This is a genomic window from Nocardia sp. CWNU-33, assembly GCF_046764895.1.
GTDB lineage: Bacteria > Actinomycetota > Actinomycetes > Mycobacteriales > Mycobacteriaceae > Nocardia.
In genome coordinates, this window is sequence record NZ_JBKOQN010000001.1 from 394124 (window position 1) to 417963 (window position 23840).

At 66.9% G+C, this 23840-nt stretch carries 23 protein-coding genes; 13 read left to right on the forward strand and 10 right to left on the reverse strand.

Features of this window, described 5'->3' with window-relative positions; genetic code table 11:
- Positions 1 to 102 precede the first annotated feature (102 nt).
- On the forward strand, positions 103 to 237 hold the full coding sequence (locus ACLMAL_RS01190) for a hypothetical protein (protein WP_411997378.1): 135 nt from the start codon (positions 103 to 105) through the stop codon (positions 235 to 237).
- Between the two features lie 225 nt (positions 238 to 462).
- On the opposite strand, the gene ACLMAL_RS01195 is transcribed toward ACLMAL_RS01190, so the two are convergent.
- Together ACLMAL_RS01195 and ACLMAL_RS01200 are read right to left on the reverse strand one after the other, a co-directional pair.
- Positions 463 to 630: a hypothetical protein gene (locus ACLMAL_RS01195; protein ID WP_411997379.1), complete on the reverse strand. Its 168-nt coding sequence runs from the start codon at positions 628 to 630 to the stop codon at positions 463 to 465.
- Between the two features lie 293 nt (positions 631 to 923).
- Positions 924 to 1388, reverse strand: coding sequence for a hypothetical protein (locus ACLMAL_RS01200; RefSeq protein WP_411997380.1), 465 nt, complete (start codon positions 1386 to 1388; stop codon positions 924 to 926).
- 113 nt (positions 1389 to 1501) lie between these two features.
- Here ACLMAL_RS01200 and ACLMAL_RS01205 point away from each other — a divergent pair, with 113 nt between their 5' ends.
- The 4 genes from ACLMAL_RS01205 (at position 1502) to ACLMAL_RS01220 (ending at position 6686) form a co-directional block, all read left to right on the forward strand.
- Complete coding sequence (locus tag ACLMAL_RS01205) at positions 1502 to 2122, forward strand: PadR family transcriptional regulator (protein WP_411997381.1); 621 nt, start codon at positions 1502 to 1504, stop codon at positions 2120 to 2122.
- A gap of 252 nt (positions 2123 to 2374) precedes the next feature.
- Positions 2375 to 4708: a galactose oxidase-like domain-containing protein gene (locus ACLMAL_RS01210; RefSeq protein WP_411997382.1), complete on the forward strand. Its 2334-nt coding sequence runs from the start codon at positions 2375 to 2377 to the stop codon at positions 4706 to 4708.
- A gap of 130 nt (positions 4709 to 4838) precedes the next feature.
- On the forward strand, positions 4839 to 5843 hold the full coding sequence (locus ACLMAL_RS01215) for an adenylate/guanylate cyclase domain-containing protein (protein ID WP_411997383.1): 1005 nt from the start codon (positions 4839 to 4841) through the stop codon (positions 5841 to 5843).
- A gap of 72 nt (positions 5844 to 5915) precedes the next feature.
- Positions 5916 to 6686, forward strand: a complete 771-nt coding sequence (locus ACLMAL_RS01220) for an RluA family pseudouridine synthase (protein WP_411997384.1) — start codon at positions 5916 to 5918, stop codon at positions 6684 to 6686.
- A 304-nt stretch (positions 6687 to 6990) separates the two neighbouring features.
- On the opposite strand, the gene ACLMAL_RS01225 is transcribed toward ACLMAL_RS01220, so the two are convergent.
- The gene (locus ACLMAL_RS01225; protein ID WP_411997385.1) at positions 6991 to 7635 is read right to left on the reverse strand and encodes a TIGR03086 family metal-binding protein; all 645 of its coding nucleotides are present in this window, start codon (positions 7633 to 7635) and stop codon (positions 6991 to 6993) included.
- Positions 7636 to 7715: 80 nt separating this feature from the next.
- On the opposite strand from ACLMAL_RS01225, the gene ACLMAL_RS01230 reads away from it, so the two are divergent.
- Entirely contained in the window at positions 7716 to 8147 is a 432-nt protein-coding gene (locus ACLMAL_RS01230) for a MarR family winged helix-turn-helix transcriptional regulator (RefSeq protein WP_411997386.1), read from the forward strand.
- A gap of 193 nt (positions 8148 to 8340) precedes the next feature.
- Positions 8341 to 9120 carry a metallophosphoesterase gene (locus ACLMAL_RS01235; protein ID WP_411997387.1) on the forward strand — a complete coding sequence of 260 codons (780 nt, stop codon included), beginning with the start codon at positions 8341 to 8343 and terminating at the stop codon, positions 9118 to 9120.
- 3 nt (positions 9121 to 9123) lie between these two features.
- On the opposite strand, the gene ACLMAL_RS01240 is transcribed toward ACLMAL_RS01235, so the two are convergent.
- Positions 9124 to 10182 carry an AraC family transcriptional regulator gene (locus ACLMAL_RS01240; protein ID WP_411997388.1) on the reverse strand — a complete coding sequence of 353 codons (1059 nt, stop codon included), beginning with the start codon at positions 10180 to 10182 and terminating at the stop codon, positions 9124 to 9126.
- Between the two features lie 85 nt (positions 10183 to 10267).
- Here ACLMAL_RS01240 and ACLMAL_RS01245 point away from each other — a divergent pair, with 85 nt between their 5' ends.
- The 5 genes from ACLMAL_RS01245 (at position 10268) to ACLMAL_RS01265 (ending at position 16398) form a co-directional block, all read left to right on the forward strand.
- Entirely contained in the window at positions 10268 to 11734 is a 1467-nt protein-coding gene (locus tag ACLMAL_RS01245) for a flavin-containing monooxygenase (protein ID WP_411997389.1), read from the forward strand.
- A 137-nt stretch (positions 11735 to 11871) separates the two neighbouring features.
- Positions 11872 to 13977 (forward strand): DUF2232 domain-containing protein, encoded by a 2106-nt coding sequence (locus tag ACLMAL_RS01250; RefSeq protein ID WP_411997390.1) that lies wholly within the window; start codon positions 11872 to 11874, stop codon positions 13975 to 13977.
- Entirely contained in the window at positions 13977 to 14714 is a 738-nt protein-coding gene (locus tag ACLMAL_RS01255) for an energy-coupling factor transporter transmembrane component T family protein (protein ID WP_411997391.1), read from the forward strand. The genes ACLMAL_RS01250 and ACLMAL_RS01255 overlap by 1 nt, the downstream gene beginning before the upstream one ends.
- A gap of 122 nt (positions 14715 to 14836) precedes the next feature.
- A complete protein-coding gene (locus ACLMAL_RS01260) occupies positions 14837 to 15514 on the forward strand; it encodes a hypothetical protein (protein WP_411997392.1) in 678 nt (225 codons plus the stop codon).
- Between the two features lie 236 nt (positions 15515 to 15750).
- Positions 15751 to 16398, forward strand: coding sequence for an ammonium transporter (locus tag ACLMAL_RS01265; RefSeq protein ID WP_411997393.1), 648 nt, complete (start codon positions 15751 to 15753; stop codon positions 16396 to 16398).
- 173 nt (positions 16399 to 16571) lie between these two features.
- Here ACLMAL_RS01265 and ACLMAL_RS01270 read toward each other — a convergent pair whose 3' ends face one another.
- Positions 16572 to 17813, reverse strand: a complete 1242-nt coding sequence (locus tag ACLMAL_RS01270) for a lipase family protein (RefSeq protein WP_411997394.1) — start codon at positions 17811 to 17813, stop codon at positions 16572 to 16574.
- Between the two features lie 177 nt (positions 17814 to 17990).
- Here ACLMAL_RS01270 and ACLMAL_RS01275 point away from each other — a divergent pair, with 177 nt between their 5' ends.
- The gene (locus ACLMAL_RS01275) at positions 17991 to 18734 is read left to right on the forward strand and encodes an isochorismatase family cysteine hydrolase (RefSeq protein ID WP_328409014.1); all 744 of its coding nucleotides are present in this window, start codon (positions 17991 to 17993) and stop codon (positions 18732 to 18734) included.
- Between the two features lie 68 nt (positions 18735 to 18802).
- Here ACLMAL_RS01275 and ACLMAL_RS01280 read toward each other — a convergent pair whose 3' ends face one another.
- The 5 genes from ACLMAL_RS01280 to ACLMAL_RS01300 form a co-directional block, all read right to left on the reverse strand.
- Positions 18803 to 18982, reverse strand: coding sequence for an antitoxin (locus ACLMAL_RS01280; protein ID WP_328409012.1), 180 nt, complete (start codon positions 18980 to 18982; stop codon positions 18803 to 18805).
- Positions 18983 to 19162: 180 nt separating this feature from the next.
- Positions 19163 to 21472, reverse strand: coding sequence for an ATP-dependent DNA ligase (locus tag ACLMAL_RS01285; RefSeq protein WP_411997395.1), 2310 nt, complete (start codon positions 21470 to 21472; stop codon positions 19163 to 19165).
- A 49-nt stretch (positions 21473 to 21521) separates the two neighbouring features.
- Positions 21522 to 21728 carry an antitoxin gene (locus tag ACLMAL_RS01290; RefSeq protein WP_328409008.1) on the reverse strand — a complete coding sequence of 69 codons (207 nt, stop codon included), beginning with the start codon at positions 21726 to 21728 and terminating at the stop codon, positions 21522 to 21524.
- Between the two features lie 160 nt (positions 21729 to 21888).
- Positions 21889 to 23031: an MBL fold metallo-hydrolase gene (locus tag ACLMAL_RS01295; protein ID WP_411997396.1), complete on the reverse strand. Its 1143-nt coding sequence runs from the start codon at positions 23029 to 23031 to the stop codon at positions 21889 to 21891.
- Position 23032: 1 nt separating this feature from the next.
- On the reverse strand, positions 23033 to 23758 hold the full coding sequence (locus ACLMAL_RS01300) for an enoyl-CoA hydratase (RefSeq protein WP_411997397.1): 726 nt from the start codon (positions 23756 to 23758) through the stop codon (positions 23033 to 23035).
- Positions 23759 to 23840: the final 82 nt, after the last annotated feature.

Genomic DNA, 23840 nt, shown 5'->3' on the forward strand with positions numbered 1-23840 from the left:
CCTTCCCTACACAGGAACAGCCCATCATTATCGAGCCCATCAGAACCGATACACACGACATCGGGAATGGCCGTGGGATTCGGCAACATGAAAGGCGCGGTCGTGAGAATCAATCCATGCCAAGGCTTCATCGACGTGAAAGACATCATGACTGCCGAGCTCGGGAAGGCGTGCGATGTTGTCGGACGCCGCTACGAGGGAATCCTCGACGATCGATTCGATCCACCATCTGCCTGACACCGGCGGTGGCGGCAGCATCCATCTCTCGACCAACCCCGGGGGACCCTGCACCAGGCCACCCGGGGTTTACGCCTATCGGTCCGGACCATGCCGACACCGTCTCAGCTGCCGGACGACACGCCGTCGGACCAGCAGACGGAAGTGTATTGCGGCACAACATCATCACCGGAGATCGCGGCTCCCATCGGTGGGAATTGGGAGCTCCCCAGGCCAGGGCAGCCGTCACACCTTTCCACCGGCCGGGGCCGGCCCGAATGCGGCGTTCAGCATCGCCGCGCCGGCCAGTGCACCGCCGACCCACATCGTGGCGGTGATGCCGATGCCATCGGCAGCGAGCCCACCGACCAGCGCACCCACGGCGATTGCTGCGTTGAAAACACTACTGAGCAAGGCGGATACGCCTTCGCGGAAACCAGGGGCGGAGGCCACGACCCAGGTCAGGCTGCTGACAGAGACCCCACTGTAGGTCAGGCCCCACACCCACTGCTGCGACGCCCAGCCAGCCGCACGGCGCCAAGTCCTGTTCTGCGGGTGACTCGCTGGCGACTTCATCGAAATGTGTCATGTCTGCACTCGGGCGACCGTGACCGGGTGAAGGCCGGGTTCGGCGCCGGTGTCGAGCCTGGCGACCCGACGCGAAGTGCCCCGACCCCGATGGGTTCAGGGTCGGGGCACTTGACTTTTCAGGCCGGCGTGTTGGCGGGGTCGGCGACGGTCGGGGTGCGGTTTTCGCGGCGGGCGCGGCGGGCGTCTTCGAAAAACTCGCGGGAGAACATGGCCGAGAGAACGGCGACACCCGCGCGGTGGACGCGGAATTCGCTGCGCGCGCTGGTGCCGGTGAGGCGAATGACACGGCCTGCGGCGTCCTTCGGGCGGGCGAAGTCCTTGACCCGGCCGCGGCCGGTCCACTGCACACCGGTCTGGTCGATGACGGCGTCGTCGGGGACGAGCAGCTTGACCATTGCGTGGTCGAGGTCGGCATGCACCTCGATATCGCCGGTGATCTGCGGGGAGCGCAGGTCGATGACGAGGCTGCCGTAGCGGGCCGCGACCTCGAAGGTGTTGGCGTCGGTCCAGTTGCCGAGCCGCTTGGCAGTCTCGTGATCGACGTGGATTCGAGTGGCGACTGCGGTGGGCTTGATGGTCATTTCAGTGTCCTTTCGAGCGGCTTCGCTGATGGACTAATAGTGACACAGGAACTAGTTTCTTGGCAACTAGTTTCTAGGAATCTAGTTGTCCGAGTACCACTAGAATGGATGTCATGACAGCATCGATGCAGTTCAAACGGTCTCCACTGGCGATGGCGCTGCTGGGCATCCTGCATCTGGAGCCGATGCACCCCTACGCCATCCAGCGACGGATCAAGGAGTGGGGCAAGGACAAGGTGGTCAACGTCAGCCAGCGCGCCGCGCTCTACAAGACGATCGGCAGATTGCAGGATGCCGGACTGGTCACCGTTCGCGAGACCGGACGCGACCAGCAGTACCCCGAGCGAACCGTCTACGCGATCACCGAAGCGGGGCGCGCGGCCTGTGCCGCCTGGCTGGCCGACATGATCGGCGACCCACGCAACGAATACCCCGAATTCCCTGCGGCACTGTCATTTCTGATGCTGCTCGGCCCGGACGGTGCCCGCATCGAACTGGAACGACGCGCAAAATCCCTGCGCGCCAAGCTCGCCGAGATGACGGCCGACGCCGAACAAGCCGCCGCCATGGCACTGCCACGCGTGGTGATGCTGGAGGACGAATACCTGCGCGCCGTCACCGAGGCCGAATCACGCTGGCTCGAAGGCGTTATCGCCGACCTGACCGCGGGCACTCTCACATGGTCCTGGGAATCACTCGCCCCGCATCACGACACCCATCCGGAAACGCCTTAGCACCATCCACTTTCGCAGCAACACCGCCGCCAACGACGCCGGCTCGAACAGACCCGCGAAGCCACCGGCTCGGTACCTGGGACCATGCAGCTCCGTCGTGTTGAACAGAACAGTCGGAAGCGCGACCAGCCCAACGGATTCCGCACACGGCCCGATCAGCATCGACGCCGCAACATTGTCACCGGTCGACTCTTGCGGCAGATCGGACAAAAGATCGCACCGGATCCGCGGTGACCGACCACCATGGATCCCGTGGCAGGGCAATTTGTTCCGGTTCCGGACTGGGCAGCATGGGAAAACCAGGACTGTGGAGTCGCGATCGCGGACGTCAGCGGTGACGGCACGTCGGACGTCGTCGTTCTCATGGTTGACGACCCGCAAGGACAGAACATCGGGCGCTACCGGGTCGGCACCGGGTTCGCGACCGATGGGTCGGTGCAGGGCTGGGGGCCGTGGCTGGAGGTGCCCGACTGGTTCGGCTGGGAGAACCAGGGCGCCGGAGTCGCCGTCGCGGATCTGAACGGCAACGGCCGAGCCGATCTGGTGGTGTTCGTGGTCGACAATCCGCCGGGCCAGAATCAGGGGTACTACCGCATCGGGCGCGACCTGGCCGCCGACGGCACGGTGACCGGCGGCTGGACACCGTGGCTCGCGGTGAAGGACTGGTACGGCTGGGAGAACCAGGGCGCCGACATCTGCCTCACCAGCATCGACGGGCAGCCGACACTCGTGGTGCTGACAGTCGACAATCCGCCCGGCCAGAATGCGGGGCAGTTCCGGTTGGCCAAGGGGCTGACCGTGGATGGCGCAGTGGACGAGTGGACGCCATGGGTCGCGGTACCCGATTGGTATGGCTGGGAAAATCAGGGCGCGGGTGTCGCGGCCGTGGACCTGGACGGTGACGGCCGGCCGGAGTTGATCGTCTTCGCGGTGGACAACCCCGACGGCATCAACGCGGGCCGCTACACCGTCGGCTGGGGCCTGGACGGCACCGGGCATGCCGTCGACGGATGGAGCGGCTGGGCGGCGGTGCCGCAGTGGGGACTGTACGAAAACCAAGGTGCGGCAATCACTGTGCTGCATGCCGAGGATGCGGCGCCGGAGCTGGTAGTCTTCACAATCGACGCGCCGCCCGGCATCAATACGGGCCTGCTGCGGGTCCTCGAACTCGACACCGATCTGCGGCATGCCGCGCATCTGGGGGTGTGGCGGATCCTCGATTTCGACACCGAGGTCAACCCGGTGCACGCCGCGCTCCTGCACACCGGAGACGTGCTGTTCTTCGCCGGTTCCGGCAACGACCCGGATCGCCACAACGCGCACGAATTTCGCACGCGCGTCTGGCATTACCCCAACCCCGGCATGAGCGCGCCGGACACCCCGATCGATCTGTTCTGCGTCGGACAGGCATTCCTACCGGACGGCAGGCTGCTCGCGGCAGGTGGCACCGAGCGATACGACCCGTTCTACGGACTGCCGGACGCGCTCATCTTCGATCCCATCGCACTGACCTGGACCGCGGCGCCGGACATGGCCTTCGGGCGTTGGTACCCCACGCTCGCGCCGCTGCCGAATGGCGATGTGCTCGCGGTCTCGGGCCTCGGCGCCGACAACTTCCTCTCGGTGGTTCCGGAACTGTTCGACCACACCACCGAAACCTGGTCCCCACTGCCGACACCCGGCCCGATCCCGATGTACGGCCACCTGCAGCTGCTCGCCGACGGCAGGTTCTTCTACAGCGGCGGCCAGTACGGCGCGAACAACGGTATGCGCCCGTCGATCTGGGATCCGACGACCGGCGCCACCGTCGAAGTGCCGGGGCTCGCCGACCCCGGTTCCCGCAATCAGGCCGCAAGCGTGCTGCTGCCGCCCGCCCAACTCCAACAGGTGATGATCCTCGGCGGCGGCGGGTTCGATATGCACAGTCCGGCACCGGCTTTGGCGGATGCCAGGGTCGTCGACTGCACCGCTGCGACACCAGCCTATCACCCCGCACCACCGATGGATCACGCCAGAATGCATCTCAGCGCGGTGCTCCTACCGGACCGGACGGTGCTGGCGACCGGCGGCTCCGGTATGGAGGAAATGGCGCACGATGCGCCGCCGCATGCCGAGATCTTCGATCCGGCGATGGGCGCTTGGATGCACACCGGGCCCTCCCGGGTGCCCCGGCTCTACCACTCGATCGCGCTGCTCACCCCGGACGGCAAGGTGGTCACTGCGGGCTCGAACCCGGCCCGCAAGACCGAAGAACTTCGGATCGAAATCTTCTGGCCGCCCTATCTCTTCCGCGGACCGCGGCCGCAGCTCGAACTGGCCACCACCGCAGCGAGTTACGGCGCGACAGTCGCCGCAACGACCACGGCCGATATCCGCGAAGCCGCCCTCATGCGCCCCAGCGCATGCACCCATTCCTGCGACAATGAGCAACGCCTCGTCGACCTCGAATTCACCACCACCGCACCGGGTTCGGTCACGTTCACCCTGCCGACCAACCCAGCGCTCGCACCGCCGGGTTGGTATCTGCTCAGCGTTGTGGACCAGCAGGGCATCCCCTCATCCGGGCAGTGGCTGCACCTGAGCTGACCACCGCCGCAATGCCGACCTTGTGATCGGCCACGATCAGCTCTCGCCCGGACTGTGGCCTGACGCTGATACGGCCCTCCCCTGCTCGGTTGACACCCTGCGCCGGCTGCGTGGCCGTAAGGTACCGGCCATGGTTCCCACCGAGAATTCCGAGCTGGTGCAGTCGGTCGTGGAGTCGTATCTGCTCGACGGACCACGCCGCTACCGCAGGAACGAGGTTGCCGCGCAGGCCGGGGCGTCGACGCAGCTCACCGGGCGGCTGTGGGCGGCGCTCGGCTTTCCTGCTGTCGCCGACGACGCCGTCGACTACACCGACGCCGATGTTGCCGCGGTCCGCAATTTCCGCGCGCTGAATGTGCTGTCCTCGGCCGACGCCAGGCAGCAGGCCGCGACGGTGCGCACCCTCGGCCAGGGCGTGGCCCGGCTCGCAGAATGGCAGGTCGACCTGGTGCTCGCGGAGATCAACGCCCGCATTGCCGAGGCCGAGCCGGGCGCCGACCAGGCCGATACGGTCCGCACCGCCACCGAAGCGGCGATTTCGACGCTCGAACACCTCAACGGCTACGCCTGGCGCCGCCACCTCGCTGCCGCGCTCGCCCGGTCACTCGACCCAGGGACAACGGCGGGTGAATCCGTCCGCGAGCTGGCGGTCGGCTTCGCCGATATGGTCGGCTATACCCGGCTGACCAGGCATCTGCACCCCGATGAACTCGCGATGCTGCTCGAAGCGTTCGAATCGACCACGACCGCGGCGATCACCGAGAACGGCGGCTGGGTGATCAAGAACGTCGGCGACGAGGTCATGTTCGCCGCCGAGGATCCGGCCGATGCCGCACGGATCGCACTGGCGATCCAGGAAAGCACCATGATGGTCGGCGGCACCCCCGAGCTGCGCGTCGCCGTCGCCTACGGGCCCGTCCTACAGCGCTTCGGCGACCTGTACGGCTCCGTGGTGAACATCGCATCCCGCCTTACCGGCGTCGCCCGTCCCGGCACCGTGCTCGTCGACGACGAAGCCGCCACTGCCCTGGCCGACAACCCCCAGTTCGACATCCGCAATCTCCGCAGTGTCCGCGTCCGCGGCTTCAACCGGTTGCGCCCGCACACCCTGCGCCGCAACGGCAAGAACAGGTAACCAACCACAACCTCGCCGTAGCCGGGCACCACTCGTCGTTGGGCGTGGAAATGCGGCCCCTAAGCTCGTCGGGTGGATGTGGACTGGGCGCAGGTGCGGCGGCAGTGTGTCGTGTTCGAGGACGCGGCGGTGGTGGCGTTGAACAAGCCCGCCGGGATTTCCGTGACCGGGGAGCGTCACGACAGCGATCTGGTCGAGGCCGCCGCGGCGGCGGGCGAGACGCTGTATCCGGTGCATCGGATCGATAAAGTGACCTCCGGGTTGGTGTTGCTCGCCAAAGAGCTCGGCGCGCACGGACAGTTGACCAGGCAGTTCAACAAGCAGACCGCAGAGAAGGCGTATCTGGCAATCGTCGAGTCGACGGGGCTGCCCGACCGCGGGGTCATCGAGCTGCCGCTGAGCGTCGGACGGAAGAACCGGGTCCGTATCGCAGCACCACGCGAGAGCATCCGCACCGCGGCGGATCGCTGGTTCGTCGACCCGGCAGACCTGTTGGACACCAAGAACTATCCGTCGATCACCCGGTTCCTGGCAGTTCACCGCGACGAGGACCACACCGTGCTCGCACTGCGCCCGATTACCGGCCGCCGCCACCAGATCCGCGTGCACCTGGCCTGGATCGGACATCCGATCGTCGGCGACCCACTGTTCGACAAGTCCGGCCGCCATGAGCGCACGCACCTGCACTCATGGCAGCTCGGCTTGGCCGCACCGTGGCGCACTCCCCCGGAGCTCGCGCTGACGGCGACGCCGGGCCCGGATTTCTGGCTGCCCGTGCGCGCCGAGCAGCACGATGCCGAGGCGATCCTCGACCGAGCCGACCAACTGCTGCGCGATAGGTAATTTCGCCCCGGGCCTGCGACCGTGCGATCGCAGCACGAACATCGAAACTTCGGCTGAGCCGATAACACGTTGTGCGACGCACGATTCCGCGGCCATCGTCGGGCCGACGGCCGTACCGGTCACGCGGCACGGCCACGCAGCCGACCCGACGAACTGCTCCGCGACGTGTAGGTCCGCAGCGCACCCCGAGTCGGTGGCCCCGCGGTCGCAGCAGGGACATCGAACTCGGCCGTGCCAACAAGCGTTGCGAGACGGTTGACTATGCAGCTCGTTTCGCGAGCCGGATCGGCGGCCACGCATCGATTCAGTCGGGCCAGTTCGGGGAACGGCCGAGGATGGCGACGATGTCGTCAAGGGTGGAGTCGCCGGACCAGGTGACTTCCGGGGCGAAGGCGGCGCCGGGGGCAAGACGGGCTGCACCACTCGGGACAACTTCTGCGACGACAAGCGCGGCGGTCAACAGGCTGTCGTCGAAACTCACTGTCCTGCCGAGAGTTCGGGCGATATCCCAGGAGTGGACGACATAGTCGATGAAGTGGAAGCTGACGGCCTGGGCGCCGGAGAATTCGAAGTCCGTGGTGAATTCCGGCAGCCGAAACTTCCGTTCGAGCACACCGTCTTCCGCGAACGCTGCGATGACGTGTTCCGCAGCCACACGGTAGTCCTCGGCCGGGTCGTCGCCGAGTCGGCGCAGCTTCCACAGCACCGGGTCCCCCTCGCCGCGCACAGCGGCGGCGAACCCGTAGTGCTGGGCGATCATGTGCGTCAGCAGGCCGTGCAGTGTCCAGTCGGCGCAGGGCGTCGGCTTGGCGAGATCGGCAGTGGTGACGTGCGATACCAGTTCGATGCTGGTGCGCACCGCCTGTGCGTCGAGCGCGACCAGATCGGCACCGTCACCGATGGCATCCAGGGTGCGCAGTTCGGCGCGGGCGTCCGAATCGGTGGTCATGTATTGGTCCTCCTCCGAATAATAAGCTCAATCATATCGTATGCACCAGCTTATTATTTGCCAAGCAGTATTTTCTATCTATGCCCGAAGCCAAGCGCCCAGATCTCGCCGCGATGATCGGCCCGCTCGGCCGCGCGCTCGTCGCGGCAGAGCTGCCCGTGCTCGAGCGCCACAACCTGACCATGTGGGGCTACGTGGTGCTGCTCGGACTCGGCGATGAACCCGTCTACACCCAATCCGCACTGGCCAAGGCGATCCGTGCGGACAAAACCCGCATCATCGGCGTGCTCGACGAACTACAACAGCGCGGGCTCATCGACCGCGCACCCGATCCCACCGACCGGCGCGCCCACCTGGTGTCACTGACGGCCGCCGGCCGCAGCACCCGCGAACGCGCGCAACGCGAGATCCAAGAGCAGGAAGACCGACTGCTCGCAAACTTGAGCGCCGCGGATAGGCGAGCGTTCCTGCGCGCCTTGCAGACCCTGGCCGCATTGACCACCGAGCAATGACGTCGCCCACTGCACCGGCCGCGTCGCGACAGCGGGCGTGAGTGCCAACACAGACCGCCGATATGGTTTCGGCCGGTGGCGAGCCTCATGGCGACGCGTAATGCGCAGGTCATCTAGCCTGATGGCGTGCCGTCGACACGACGCGGGCACACTCTGACGCAACGGAGCGATCCCCCAGAGAAAGCGAACGGCGATGATCCTGGTGGCTCAGGTCAGCGATACCCATTTCGATCTCGGCGCCCGCAACGCCGAACGCGTCGAACGGGCGCTGGCGTTCCTCACCGACCTGCGACGCAAGCCCGACGCCATCCTGCTGACCGGCGACATCACCGATTCCGGCAAGCCCGATCAGTACGCCGAAGCGCGCGCGGCGCTGCGCATCGATATCCCCGTGTACGCCATTCCGGGCAATCACGATGATCGCGCCGCCTTCCGCACCGAACTGCTCGGCGAACCGGCTTCGACCGCACCGATCAACCACGCGCACCGCGTCGGCGAATTGACCGTCGCGCTGCTGGATTCGACCATCCCCGGCCAGGCGAGTGGCCGCCTGAGCGACGAGACCTACGACTGGCTGCGTGGCGTGCTGGCCACGGCTCCCGCCGACGCACCCGTACTACTCGCGCTGCATCACCCGCCCGCCCAGCTGTTCAGTCCTGTCATCGATGACATCTCACTGGCCGAGCCCGATCGCCTCGCCGAACTGGTCGCCGGCGACCAGCGCATCGTCGGTGTCGTCACCGGCCACGCCCACTCCGCGGTGGCGACGACCTTCGCCGGGCGACCGCTGCTCGTGGCCCCGAGCACTGCGTCCGTGCTCGGCGGCGAATGGGAACTCGACCTCCCCGACCACGTGATGGACTACGCTCCGGATCCCGCCCTCGCCCTGCACGTCATCGACGAAAACCACCGCATGACAACGCATTTCCGCAGCGTTCCGATGGGCGGCTGGATCGGAGTCCAACCGAACTGACCGCTATCGCCGCAGCGCACGCTCGCGCCGGTAGGCGGCGGGTGTTGCACCGGTCCAGCGTTTGAAGGCGAAAATGAAGGTCGAAGACTCGGCGTAACCGAGGCGGATGGCGACGTCACTCACCGAAAGCGGTGTGGCGGTGAGCATTTCCTCCGCGAGGGCGCGGCGCACCTCGTCGAGCAGGGCTCGATAGCTGGTGCCTGCAGCGTCCAGGTGGCGGCGCAGCGTACGGGTGCTCATATTGAGATTGCGTGCGACGGTGTCGATTCCGGCCGGTGCGGCGAATCCGTCGGCGCCGCCGGGCACCAGCAGCTCGCGCACCTCTGCCGCGATGCCGGTGCGGGCACGGCGGCGATCGACCAGGTCCCGGCATTGTGCGAGACAGATTGCCCAGGTGTGCTCGTTCGCCTGCGGCAGTGGCTGTTCCAGCATCGCAGGCTCGATGGCGAACAGGTTGTGCATACGCCCGAACTCCGCTCGCACCCCCAAGACCTCCGTGAGCCGGTCGGCGTATGCCGGTTCGGCGAAACGGAATTCGGCGCGCACGAGCGAGGCCGGCGTACCGAGCAGGTCGCTCATGACCTGGTGCATGGCGGTCACGTCGCGTTCCACCAGGAACTGCCGCACATCTGCGGGGATCGACTCGTCGTGCACCCAGGCGACGAATTCGCCCGCCCGCCATTGTGCGACGGGCAGGCAGAAGGTGAAACTCAGCTCGAGATAACGCAGCGCGAACAGGATCGCCTCGCCGAGGGTGGGGCTGCTGACGCAGGCAAAGCCGAAGATCCCGAAGGTGGTGATCCGGTAGCGGCGGCCGACCTCGATGCCGAGGGCGGGACAATCGGCCAGCTCTCGCACCAGATTGCGCACCACGGCGAGCTCGATCTGCGCGTCGATCTGCGCGTCCGGGTCCCGCAGCGTCGCCTCGGTCAGCCCGGTGCCCGCGAGCATCCGCGCCGCGGACACGCCCTGCTCACCCGCATAGCCGACCATGAGCACCACGCTGGCGATCCCGCGCGGGAAGTTCCAGTCGCGGATTCCCGGATCCTGCACCCGTTCCACAGGAGCCATTATGGCCGAAAATCTCGATCCCCGGTGCCGTGCGGTCCTAGAGTGGTAGGGAAAGCACTGCTGTGAGGGGTGTCACATGGACGCGGACAATCGGCCGTCGGTCATCATCATCGGATCCGGCTTCGGCGGCATCGGGATGGCCATAGAACTGCGCCGTAGCGGTTTCGACGACATCACCATCCTGGAGCGGGCCGCCGATATCGGCGGCGTCTGGCGGGAGAACACCTATCCCGGCGCCGCCTGTGACGTGCCGTCGCCGCTGTATTCGTTCTCCTACGAGCCCAAGCCGGACTGGCCGCAGCGCTACTCCGGCCGGGCCGCCATCCACGACTACCTGCGCGGTGTCGCCGACCGGCACCACCTGCTCGAGCGCATCCACTTCGGCGCCGAGGTGACCGACGCTGAGTTCGACGACAGCACGGGCCGCTGGACTGTGCGGACCGCCGACGGGACCGCGAGAACCGCCGATGTGCTGATCCCCGCCGTCGGTCAGCTCTCGCGCCCCGCCATGCCCAATATCCCCGGCATCGACACCTTCGCAGGCCAGGCCTTCCACTCCGCCGAATGGGACCACAGCGTCGAACTCACCGGGAAACAGGTGGCTTGCATCGGCACCGGTGCCAGCGCCATCCAATACATCCCGGAGATCCAGCCGTCGGTCGCCCACCTCACGCTGTTCCAGCGCACGCCGGCCTGGGTGCTGCCCAAGTTCGACACCGACTACAAGCCGATCCAGCACAAATTATTCGCGCGGGTGCCCGGCGCACTGCTGGCCGAACGATTCGGGTGGTGGGCCATCGCCGAATTCGTAGCGCTCGGACTCGTCGAGTTTCCGCGGATTGCCAAGCTGGTCGGCGGCATCGCGACACGGCATCTGGAAGAGCAGATCACCGATCCGGAACTGCGCGCCAAGCTCAGCCCGGACTATCCGATCGGCTGTAAGCGCGGACTGTTCTCCAACGACTATTTCCCCGCGCTGACACAGCCGAACGTGCAGGTGGAGACCGCGGCGATCACCGAGATCACCCCCGACGGCCTGCGCACCGCCGACGGCACGGCACACCGAGCGGATGTGATCATCTACGGGACCGGCTTCAAGGGCACCGAATTCCTGTGGCCCATCAGCATCTACGGCCGCGCGGGCCGCAAGCTCTCCGATGCCTGGCAGGGCGGCGCGCACGCCTACTACGGCATCACGGTGCCGGATTTCCCGAATCTGTTCCTCGTCTACGGGCCGAACACCAATCTCGGCGTCGGCTCGATCATCTACATGATCGAATCCCAGGCCCGCTACATCCGCAAAGCGATCGAACTGCTCGCCACCAGCCCCGGCCACTATCTGGAGGTACGCGCCGAGCCGGAACAGCAGTTCAACACCGCCCTGCAACAGCGCCTGGCCAAGACCCCGTGGAACTTCTGCTCCAGCTGGTACCGCAATGCATCGGGTCGCATCACCAACAACTGGCCGGGCACCCAGATCAGCTACCGCCGCAAACTCCGCAGGGTGCACGCCGCCGACTACACCCTGACTCCCGCTGCCTGACCTCGCGGTCGCAGGGCAGCCATGTGCCGGCGCCGCCACCCCGGCCCGCACCACAACGGGGCCCGATCGAGGCGACGGGCGACCCCCATCCTCGGCGGGCCCGAGCACGGCGAGGTTCGAACGGGCAGACTTGTTGCGTGAATGATCTGCCCTCGGCCGTAGGCCCCATCGAGCGCGGACCGCTGCGCCCGATCGAATTGGCCACCGGTGCGGTGCTGGGCGGTGTCACGGTAGGGCTGGTCACGATCGGATCGGTGATCCCGTTCGCCGCCGGACTACAACTGGTCGCCGCAGTGCCGCTCGGCCTGCTGGCTTATCGCTATCGCCTGCGTGCCCTGCTCACCGCCACCATCGCCGCGGCACTGGTCACCTTCGTCGCCGCGGGCATCGCGCCGGCCATCGGCCTGGTGAGCTCCGCCACTCTCGCGGGCATTATCGGCACGGTCAAGCGACGTGGCGGCGGGCTGTTCGCGGTGCTCGGACTCGCGGTGCTCGTCGGGCTGGCGTGGGCCGCCTTCGCCGTCGGAAACCTGCTGGTTTTCTCCCGCTCCCGCAACCTGCTGTTCGACAGCATCCGCAATCTCGCCCACGGCTTCGAGGACCTCGCGGCGCGGCAGCCACAACTGGAGCCGCTCGGGCGGCTCGCCGCCGACCTCACCGATGCCGTGATCGCATCGTGGTGGGTCTGGTTCACCGCGGCGGTGACCGCCGGGATCGTGCTGAGCGCGGTGTTCTCCTGGTTCGTTCTCGGCTCGGTATTGGACCGGCTTGCCGATCTGCCCGGCCGCGATCGGCTCGATGCGCCGCCCGACGACCGCCCCATCGCACCGCTGCCGGTGACGCTGCGTGATGTCACCTTCCGCTACCCGGGGGCGGCGGTGGACGCTTTGCACGGCATTGATCTCACCGTCGCCCTCGATGAGTTCGTGGCGATCGTGGGCCACAACGGCTCCGGCAAATCGACGCTGACCCGGTTGCTGGCCGGCCACCCGCCGACTTCCGGCACCGTGCTCCGTCCGGGATCCGCAGGTCTGGGCCACCTCGGCGGCACCGCGCTGGTGCTGCAGCGGCCCGAGAGCCAGACCCTCGGCGTACTTGTGGCCGACGACGTGGTGTGGGGCCTGTCCGAGGAGCTGGCCGCCGCGGTCGACATCGACGCGCTGCTGCGCGAGGTCGGCCTCGACGGCATGGGCGACAAGGAGACCGCCACCCTCTCCGGCGGCCAGCAGCAGCGGCTCGCGGTCGCCGCGGCGCTGGCACGACGTCCGGCACTGCTCATCGCCGACGAGGCCACCTCGATGATCGATCCCGACGGCCGTCGGGACCTGGTCACGCTGCTGGCCGGACTGCCGAAACGACACCACATGGCGGTGGTGCTGGTGACCCACCACGAAGCCGATGCCGCGGCCGCCGATCGGGTCGTGCACCTGTCGAGCGGGCGCACGGTCGAACACTTGCCCGCCTGGCCACTGCCGGTTCGTGACGCGCGCCGCAGGCCCATGGGCGAGCCGGTGCTCGAGCTACGCGATGTCCGGCACACCTATAACCGTGGAACACCTTGGGAGACACCGGCATTGCACTCGGTGGACCTCTCGGTCCGGCGCGGTGAAGCGCTGCTGATCGTCGGCGGCAATGGATCGGGCAAATCCACTCTCGCCTGGATCATGGCCGGACTGATCGAACCGAGCTCGGGCCGCTGCGAACTCGCGGGCAAGCCGATCGCCAAACGAATCGGCCGAGTCGCGCTGGCATTCCAGCATTCTCGGTTGCAGATGCAGAAACAGACGGTCGGCGCGGAGATCGCCGACTGGGGCGGGCGGGCCACCGGCTCCGGCGCGGTCGGGCGCGCCTTGGATGCCGTCGGCCTGGATCGGCGGCTGGCCGCGCGATCCATCGAGGAACTCAGCGGTGGGCAGGCGAAGCGGGTGGTGCTCGCGGCCATCGTGGCCAGCCACCCGCAGGTCGTCGTACTCGACGAACCGTTGGCAGGCCTGGACCCCGAGGGTCGCGCCGATGTCGTCGAGCTCCTTGCCCGCCTGCGCGATTCCGGTCTCACCCTGATCGTCATCTCGCACGACGTCGACGATTTGGCCGGCGTGTGCGACCGGACCGTGCACTTACAGTCCGGACGCATCCTCGGAGCCGCGCCGGTGCCCGACCTCGCGAATGTGTCCGAGATATCCGCACAACACCTCGATCCACGTGCCGCGTCAGCGTGGCGCCTCGAGCACGGAGGGCGATGATGAGCGCAGTCCTCTTCCGCGAAGTCCCGGTGTCCAGCCCGGTGCACAGTCTCTGGGCGGGCACCAAAATGATTGCGGCGTTTTTGATCAGCCTGCTGCTGATGTTCCAGCCGTCGTGGCCGGTGCTCGGCGTTGTCGTCGTGTTTCTGCTGCTGATCGGCGTGATCGCCCGGCTGCCGCTCGGCACGCTGCCGCGACTGCCCTGGTGGTTCTGGGCGTTGCTCGGCGTCGGCGCGCTGATGAATGTCTCGGTCGGCGGCGCGGCCGTGCTGCGGTATACGCAGATCGCGACGTTCGGTCTGGTCCTGCTCGCCGCCTCGCTCATGATCGCCTGGACCACACCGCTCGGCGATGTCGCCCCCGCCCTCGCCAAGATGGCGGCGCCACTGCGCAGACTTCGGTTGCCCGTGGATGAATGGGCCGTTGTCGTAGCCCTCACGCTGCGCGGTCTGCCGCTGCTCATGGACGAGATGCGGGTCCTGCGCGCGGCCCGCAAGCTGCGGCCGAAGGATGGCATGTTGCAACGTGCTGCCGATAATCCGCTGATCGACATTCTCACCGCCGCGATGGCCGTGTCCACCCGCCGCGCAGGCGAATTGGGTGAGGCGATCACGGCCCGCGGCGGCACCGGCCAACTCACCGCGCACCCCAGCGCTCCCGGTCGCCGCGATGCGATGGCGTTGGCCATCGTCGTCGCCGTCTGTGCCGGCGCGATCGGGCTCGATCTGCTGCTCTGACTCGCCGCCGTTGATGCCCGTCCGCAGCAGCAGACGGGCATCGTCGCCAGGCGGCACTACTGGTCGCGGCCAATGGCGTGGCAGATGTCGGATTCGCCCGCGGCAGGGCGATACTGGCCGGTGTGACCGACAGCGACAACGACGTTCCGGCCTGGCAGCGCAGGACGGCGGGTGAGTCACGGATTGCGGCCACCGCTGCGGTGCTGGCGATCGTGGTGTTGCAAGTGCTGCTGCCGAATCAGTTCAGGCCGGAACCCGCGTGGCTGTTGCCCGCGCTGGAGGTGGTGGTGCTCGGGTTCCTCGTGGTGGCGAATCCGGTGCGGATCGACCGCGAGGAGACCTGGCTGCGCTGGGGTGGGCTGGCTCTCATCGCGCTGTTGGCGCTGGCCACTGCGTGGTCGGCGGATCGGCTTGTGGTCGGGCTGATCGATAGGACGCTCAGCGATGACCCGGCGAAATTGCTCGGCTCCGGCGGCGCCATCTGGTTGACCAATGTGGTCGTGTTCGGGTTGGGCTACTGGGAGTTCGACCGCGGTGGCCCCGCCGCGCGAGCGCACGCGCGCAAGACGCTGCCGGACTTCCTGTTCGTGCAGATGCAGAACCCGGAACTGGCCGAGCCCGAATGGGAGCCGCAGTTCGTGGACTACCTGTACCTGGCGTTCACCAACGCGGCCGCCTTCAGCCCGACCGATGTGATGCCGATGTCACGATGGGCGAAGACGATGATGATGGCGCAGTCGGCGATATCACTTGTCCTGGCGGCGCTGGTGATCGCGCGCGCGATCAATGTGCTGAACTGACCGCAGTCGGCCACGCCTGGCCGTATAGCGCAGCGCTATAGCGGATTTCGTCACCTGAAACAGAAACGATTACCCCTCAAATCGTGGTCCGAACACCCGTCCGCGCGGTACGGTGACCTTCGCAGTACCCGTTCTTTAGATCACATCAAGTCTCTGCACACACGTTCGGGGGGAAGGAATTTCGGCGTGTGTGGCGTTGGGTAGAGCTTTAAACCTGATGAAGATTGGAACACCCAATGATTCTCCGCAAGATCACTGCGGCCGCAGTCCCGATCGTCGCCGCGGTGGCGGTCGGCGCGGGCACCTCCCATGCGCAACCGGCGCCCGCACCCGGAATCGGGTACGAGACAAAGCTGGTCGGCGGCAAGGTCGTCACCACGCTGACCGGCGGGGTGTTCGAGGTGGCCGGCAATTCAGTCGACATCAAGGACCCGACGGGCAACACGGTGCTCACGCTGCCGCTGTCGTTCCGCCAGGACGGACTCGAGTTCCCGCTGCCGCACGCGGTGCACAACGCGGGCCGGGTGCTCGAGCTGACCCCGGTCAAGGACTACGCGCAGGCTCACCCGGCGCCGCTGACCGCAATCGCCTCGACCGAGGAGAACCAGCAAGCACAGGACACGTTCCTGTCGCAGTTCGGAATCGCCACGGCGATAGGCGGTTTCATCGGCACGGTGATCGGCGCCCTGGTCGGACTGACCGGTATCGTCGGTGGTCCGGGCGTAGTTGCCAGCGTCGTCGCGGGCGCCGCGATCGGTGGTGTCATCGGCACCATCGTGGTGGGCGGACCGGCGCTGCTGATCGCGGGCATCGACCTGGTCAGCACCCTGACCGCCCCGCCGGGAACGACGAAGTTCGCGACCCCGACGGTACCGGTTCGCTAGGTCGACAAGTCTTGATACAGGCGTGCACCGAACTCATTCGAGTTCGGTGCGCGGCCTGATCGTTGCCGCCATCATCCTTTGGCTCCGATGACTTCAGGTCTGGGACGCGTCGACGTCGGAGAACCAGAGGAAGTCCGCGGCCCGGGACTGTCTGATCTTCGACGGATCTGATCTCATCCGCCGTGGCAGCCGGGGGCGACCGGCAGGCCTGCGAACCGGTCGGCGAGATAGCCCATCGCACCGGCGGCCTCACCGGCGGCGGTCGGGTTATGGCTCGGCAGCAGCGAATACACGAAGCTGATGTCGGCGCCCTGCGCACAGTATCGGTCGAGTAGTTCGGTGAAGCCCGCGACGGGGATCACGTCGTCGGTCGTGCTGTGGTAGAGGTATGTGGGCGCCCGCGGCGCGCCTGCACCGAGCTCCTGCGGATCGGTGGCCGCCCGGAAGCTCGGGTGCGACAGCAGATTCGGCTCGATCGTGTAATCGTCGACCCGAGCATTGAGGTATTTGACGATCAGGTCCAAACCGCAGGCGGTCGCGTCCTCGGCCAGCATCCTGCGACCCCGGTCATTGAGCATCTCTACGATGCCTGCATCCGGGTTGTTCTGCGCGACCGCGAGCAAGACCAACATCGTAAGACCGGCCTGGACAGTACCGTCCACACCTTGCGCGATGGCGGGCCAGTTCGCGGGCACACCACCGGAGGTAATGCCCGCGAAACGGACGTCGGGTGCGTAGTCCGGTTGCAGCTGCGCCGCCCACAGCGTGGCGAACGCGCCACCCGAGTAGCCCCAAGCCCCAAGCGGACTCCTCGGCCCGATCCCGCCCGGCGCGAGGGCGCGGGCAGCGCGAATGCCGTCGAGCACGCCGCGCCCGGAGTTCACCCCGTCCAGGAATCGGGACTGCGGGCCCTCGTAGTCGCTGGTCACCACCGCCCAGCCGCGGAGAAGCGCCGCGGCCAAGAACGGGGTGTCGATCCAGGTGCTGATGCCGCCGATCTCCCATCCCCCGCGCAGGGCGTAGGAAGGCGCGCACTGGCTGCCGAGGCCGTCCTCGGCGATCTGGTAGGACAGCAGCGGCCTTTCGCCCGGCCCGAACCAGGGCAGGTTCGGCACCATCACGGTGGTCATCCCCGGCACCGGCCGGTCGCTCGCGTCATTGGTCCGGTACTGCACCTGCCACGCCGAAACCGGGAGGGGCAGACCGTAGAGCGGGATCTGCCGCGAGCGCGTGATCGCACCGTCCGGATAGTCGGCCAGGTCGGCGGGTGCGGCGTAGAACGGATCGGCGTCCGGTCGCGGCACATACGCTCCTGCGGCGGGCGCCATCATCACCGAGGCCGAGATCACCATCGCAACGGCAGCGAGAACCCAGGCCGGTGCTGTGGCACGCCACCTTCCACGGAGGATTTTCATCGGGCCTCCAATGTTCCGACACGGCGCGACACTGTCGCGCCGGGTGCGTCGGCGCCGACTCTGTCCTGCCTCGGGACACCCACGGTACTGCCGAATATCAGACCCGGCAACGGTCACTCGAGGGCAGGCCCACCGCCGCACTCGTCCTGGTCACCCATGGTTACAGTGGATTCGAAAGTGCCCACCGCACAATCGAATAGCAAGCGCAACCGAATCGCCGCCGGAACGGGTCCGGACGGTGTTCGGGGTATCGAGGATGGAGTTGAGCTGACCTTGCGACACGGCAACGGACTGGACATACCCGAAGAACTCGCCGACGTGTGTGCCCCGCACCGCATGGCCGTCATCGTCTACGACATGCAGGTCGGTGTGCTCAGCCAACTACCGGACAGCGAGGAGATCATCGAGCGGGTCGCGCGCGTAGTCGAGGCGGCCCGCCGCGGCGGCTATCCCGTGATCTTCCTGCGGCATTTCTTCCTGCCGCGCAGGCTGAGCGGAACGTTCGCGCTGCGGATGGCGATGAGCTGGCAGCAGGCGGATTCGGTCGACGATGTGAAGTTCATCCTCCAGCGCGACACCCCGGCCTTCGAACTGGTCCCCGAGCTCCGGCCGACCGCCGACGAGGTGGTGTTCGACAAGACATCGATGTCGGCGTTCGAGGGCACGCCCCTGGCCGCGGTGCTGCGCGACCTCGGCATCGGCGCGTACGCCATCGTCGGGGTTGCGCTGGAGATCGGCATCGCGCCGACGGTCACCCACTCGACCGATCTGGGCTTCGTACCGATTGTCATCAGCGACGCCTGCGGCGGCCGCGACAAGGAAGCGATGACCCGGGCCTACGACGAATTCGAGTTCCAGGGCCACGCCATGGTGACCGACACCGCGACCATTCTTCCGCTGCTCGCAGGCGAGCCCGCCTGAGCTTCGCCTGCGAGGCATTCGTCGACCGGGGAACCGAATGTCCCCGGTCGACTACCGCAATCCGGCGCTCACCCCTGCTCGCGCACTGCCTTCTTGGCAGCTTCCTGAGCGCTGTCGACCTGAGCCGCGAACTTGCCGTCGGTCTTCTTGTCGACCAGATCGCCCGCTTTCTCGATGACCGTATCCACCTTGTCGGCGTTCTTCTGGGCCAGGTCCATCGCCTTGTTCGCCAGGTTCTTGAAATCCACAGGGCACTCCTTGTTCGCGAGCCGACACAGTGTCGAGCCGATACATCAGCGAATCAACCGTACCCAAGCGCCACTTGCATTTCGTCGACCAGCGCGAGGCCGCCGGCTTCCAGGCGAACTGGCGCAACGAAGTTGAGTATCTCGAGCCCAGGGTAACGGCCATCCGCGCGGTCGGCGGGATCAGTCCGACAGTCCCAGCCAGGCCGGGTGCCAGAGTCGGCCGGTTTCGGTCCAGTTCATGAAGCGCACGGTTCCGGTCAGTTCGGGAGTCACCCAGACTGCTTCCTTGCGTTCCTCGGTGGTCAGGTCGTTGTCGAACGGGCTGGTTTTGCGCACCAATTTCGATAGGCGGGCAGCCAGGTCCTTCATGTCGGGCTCGTTGAAGCCGGTGCCGACCCGGCCCACGTAATACAGCCTGCCCTCGTGCGGGATGCCGACCAGCAGTGATTTGAAATCCCGCGCCTCGCTGCGCCGCCAGCCGCCGATCACCACCTGCTGGGTGCGCCAGTTGCGCTCTTTCACCCAGGAGTGCCCGCGCTTGCCGGGCAGGTAGACCGAGTCCTTGCGCTTGGCGACCACACCTTCCAGCCGCTGCTGCCTGCTGTAGTGCAGCGCGTCGGCGCCCGAACCATCCAACCGCGGCGGCACCAGCATCGAGGGCGCCTGCGCGGCGAGCGCCTCCAGCACGCGCCGACGATCCGAATACCGTTTGCGCACAAGCGAAGTCCCGTCTAGATACAGCACGTCGAAGGCGACGAAGGCAGCCCGCGCGGCATCGGCCTGCAGCAGACCGAGATTGGCGACGCCGTGGTCGTCGAACACCACGGCCTCACCGTCGAGCACCACGTTGTGGCCTGCCAGTTCCGTGGCCAGCGTGCGCATCCCCGAGTATCGACTGGTCACCACATTGCCCGCACGGCTGCGCAAGGTGAGTGTGCCGGAATCGATTTCGGCGATCAGCCGGAAGCCGTCCCACTTGGTCTCGAAGCACCAGTCGGCGGCATCGAGGTCGGCGACCTCGCCGTGGGTTGCCAGCATCGGCTCGAGACCACGCGGAAACGGCGCGGGGCCGCTCGGCCGCGGCGCCGGGGTGAGCGCCTGGGCACCTCCGTTCGGCCTGTCACCTTCGATGCCATCGGCTGGTGGTGACTGCTCGCGCATCAGATGCATCAGCCACTGATTGCCGTTGGTCCGGATCAGGGCGTAGCGCCCTTGCAACCGGGTGCCGTGGAACGTGACGATCACCTCGTCGTCGCGCCATTTCTCGGTCTCATAGGTGCCCGAATCCCAGATCGTCATTTCGCCGGCGCCGTACTGGCCCTTCGGGATTGCACCGTGGAAGTCCAGGTATTCCAGCGGATGGTCCTCGGTGTGCACGGCGAGCCGATTCTGCTCCGACGAGGTCGGCGGGCCCTTCGGCACCGCCCACGAGGCCAGCACTCCGTCGCGTTCGAGCCGGACGTCCCAATGCAGCCGCCGCGCATGATGTTCCTGAACGACGAACCGATCACCGGTACCCGAAGTCGCCACCGCGGCAGGCACCGGCTCGGGTGTCCGCGCCGGATCGCGCATCGACCGGTATTTCGTCAGCGCGTCGGTGTTCGACAGCGCTGGATCGAGCCCGGCGAGCAGATCGCCGTCGTCCTGCCAGCGCGCAAGCACCTCGTCGAAACGCAAGTGCCGCAGCTTTTTCCGATTCTCGATCTCCGACCAACTGCGCGGCGCCGCCGCATTGGGATGGGCCCGGCCGCGTAGCGAGTACGGCGCGATCGTGGTCTTGGCGGGGTTGTTCTGGCTCCAGTCCAAGAAGACCTTGCCGGTGCGCACCGCTTTCGCCATGGTCGCGGTCACCAGATCCGGGTGCAGCTGTTGGAGATTCGTGGCTACCTGTTTGGCCACCGTGGACGCGCCGCCGGGACTCAACTCGCGGTCCAGCGGCACATAGATGTGAATTCCCTTGCTACCACTGGTAACCGGGAACGCGTGCAGCCCGATGCCCTCGACCATGTCACGCACCGCGAGCGCGACCTTTGCGCATTCGGCCAGGCCCGCACCCGGCCCCGGGTCGAGGTCGAACACCAGCCTGGTTGCGGGACCGATCTCGTCGCCGTCGAAACGCCATTGCGGCACATGGACTTCCAGCGCGGCCTGCTGCCCTAGCCAGGCCAGGCCCGCCTCGGAATCGATCACCGGATAAACCACGCGGCGATCGGAATGCTCGACAGCGTGCCGCTCCAGCCACGACGGAGCGTGTGCGGCAAGGTTCTTCTCGAAGAACGACGGCTCGTCGACGCCGTTGGGCCAACGCTTCCTGGTCACAGGGCGGTCGGCAATATGCGGGAGCATGGCCGGGGCGATGGCCGAATAATAGGCGATGACCTCGCCTTTTGTTGTTCCGGTCGCGGGATACAGCACCTTGTCGAGGTTGCTCAATTCAACCTCGATGCCCGGCAGGCCCGAGCTGCCACCGAAACTACGGCGGGTCACCATAGCCGAATTCTACTGACGGGGACCGACACGATTCGGCCCCCGCCGCACATCAAGCCTGCGGACCGGGCTGCTCCGGCGGGACCACCTTCTTGGCGGCCTCCTTGCCCTTCTCGATCTTGTCCGAGTACTTGCCCTTGGTCTTCTCGTCGATGAAGTCACCGGCCTTGTCGACCGCTTCGTTGATCTTGCCGGCGTTCTTGGCCGCCGCGTCCTTTCCCTTGCCGACCAGGCCCTTCAGACTGTCCACGAGACTCATGCCATCGTTCCTTCCTGTTGCCTAAACGGACACTGCTGGACGCAGTCCACCCACAGCCGGCGCACGGCCGGAGCGAAGGCGGAGGTACGCCTAACGGACACTGCTGGACGCAGTCCACCCACAGCCGGAGCGAAGGCGGAGGTACGCCTGACCGAGGTGTTCAACCCACATCTTCCCACCACGAATCCCGTGCTGGGAGGCCATCGGGATGCACACGCTCCCCCGGCATCGGCACCGCGATCGAGGTGCCCACCGCCCGCGCCGCCTCGACCATCCTGCGCACCGGCTCCGACCATCCGTGGAAGGCCAGATTGAAGGTCGCCCAGTGAATGGGCACCAGCATGCCGTGGCCCGGGTCGTCGACGCACAGATCGGCGTGGGCGCGCACCGCTTCCTCCGGGTTCATGTGCACATCGGGCCAGCGTTCGTCATAGGCGCCGATCGGCAGCAACGTCAGATCGAACGGACCGAGCGCCGCACCGGCCTCGGCAAAGGCCTTGGTATAGCCGGTGTCTCCGCCGAAATACACCCGACGGGTCGGACCGACGAGGGACCAGGAGGCCCATAGCGTGGTGTTGCGCACCAGGCCCCGGCCGGAGAAATGCCGAGCCTCCGTACAGGTGATCACCAGGTCGGTACCGTCCCGCTCGCGACCGAGTGCCGCCAGCGAGATCGAACCGCCCCAATCCAATTCGATGATCCGATGCTCCGGAACACCCCAGTGCCGCAGGTGCGCGCCGATGCCGATGGGCACCAGGAACGGCGCGGCCTGACCGAGCACGAGCTGCCGGACGGTGGCCTTGTCCAGATGGTCGTAGTGATCGTGGGAGATGATCACCGCGTCCACCGGCGGCAGCTCCGACAACGGCGTCGGGACCGGATGCATCCGCGTCGGGCCGACTACCGCCGACGGCGAAACCCGTTCGCTCCATACGGGATCGGTGAGAATCCGGTACCCGTCTACCTCGACGAGCGCAGAAGCGTGCCCGTACCAGGTGACCGCGAGATCGGCGGCCGCCGACGGCACCTCGGGGGTCTCCAGCGGAATCACCCCGCGCGGACGACCGGCATTGCGCCGGGTCAACGCCGAATACAGCAGCGAAAGCACCGAGCCCGCGACGATCTGGCTACTGGCCTCGGTGTTGTGGAACTGGCGATTGCGGTAGCTCGCGGCACCGGAGGCGTATGGCTGAATGGCCGACATCGAAGCGCCGATCGCGGAAGGGATATCCCACACCGCGCGCACCACCCATGCAACGCCCAGCACGCCCGCCGCGGCGCGGATGATCGTCTTCAGGTTCATGTCATCGCCCCACGAACTTCGCGGCGCGCTTCTCTTGTCTGGCCAAGCGGCCCTCTCGGGCATCCGCGCTGTTCCACGCGGCATGCAGCGCCGCACGCTGCAGCTGGTTCTCCGGATCGCGGGTGCCGTCGTCGTTGAATACCAGTTTCATGTGGCGCAGCGACAGGGGCGCGAGTCCGGCGATCGACTTCGCCCACGCCTGCGCGTCGGCGAGCGTGCCGAGCTTGTTGGCGAAGCCGAAGGCGTAGGCGTCGGCGGCCGAGATCGGTTCCGCACCCAGCAGGACGGTGCGGGCGGGACCGCCGCCGATCAGCGACGCCAGCCGCCGGACGGTCCAGCGGTCGACCGTGATGCCGAGCTTGGCCGCGGGAATCGCGATGTAGGCATCGGGCTCGAGCACTCGAAGGTCGGAGGCCAAGGCGATCTGCACGCCCGCGCCGAGCGCGGCACCGTTGATCGCGGAGATCACCGGCACCGGAACCGACTCGATGGTGTGCAGCATGTCGAGCAGGCCACTGAGGAACTCGTCGGAGTAGACGCCGGACAGATCCGCGCCCGCGCTGAAGATCGGGCCCCGCCCGGTCAGCACGATCACTCGCGCATCCTGGGCCGCCGTGCGCACTGCTTCGCTCAGCTGTGTCACTAATTCATTGTTGAGCGCGTTGCGACGCTCCTCGCGCTGCAATTCGATGGTGACTACGTCGCCATCGCGGCTGACACCGAGCATTGCGTCCTCCCCAACTGACCGGTTCGAGTGGTTACAGTCAACTCTGCCACAGTCGACGGCACAGACCGGTCAGGCACTAGGA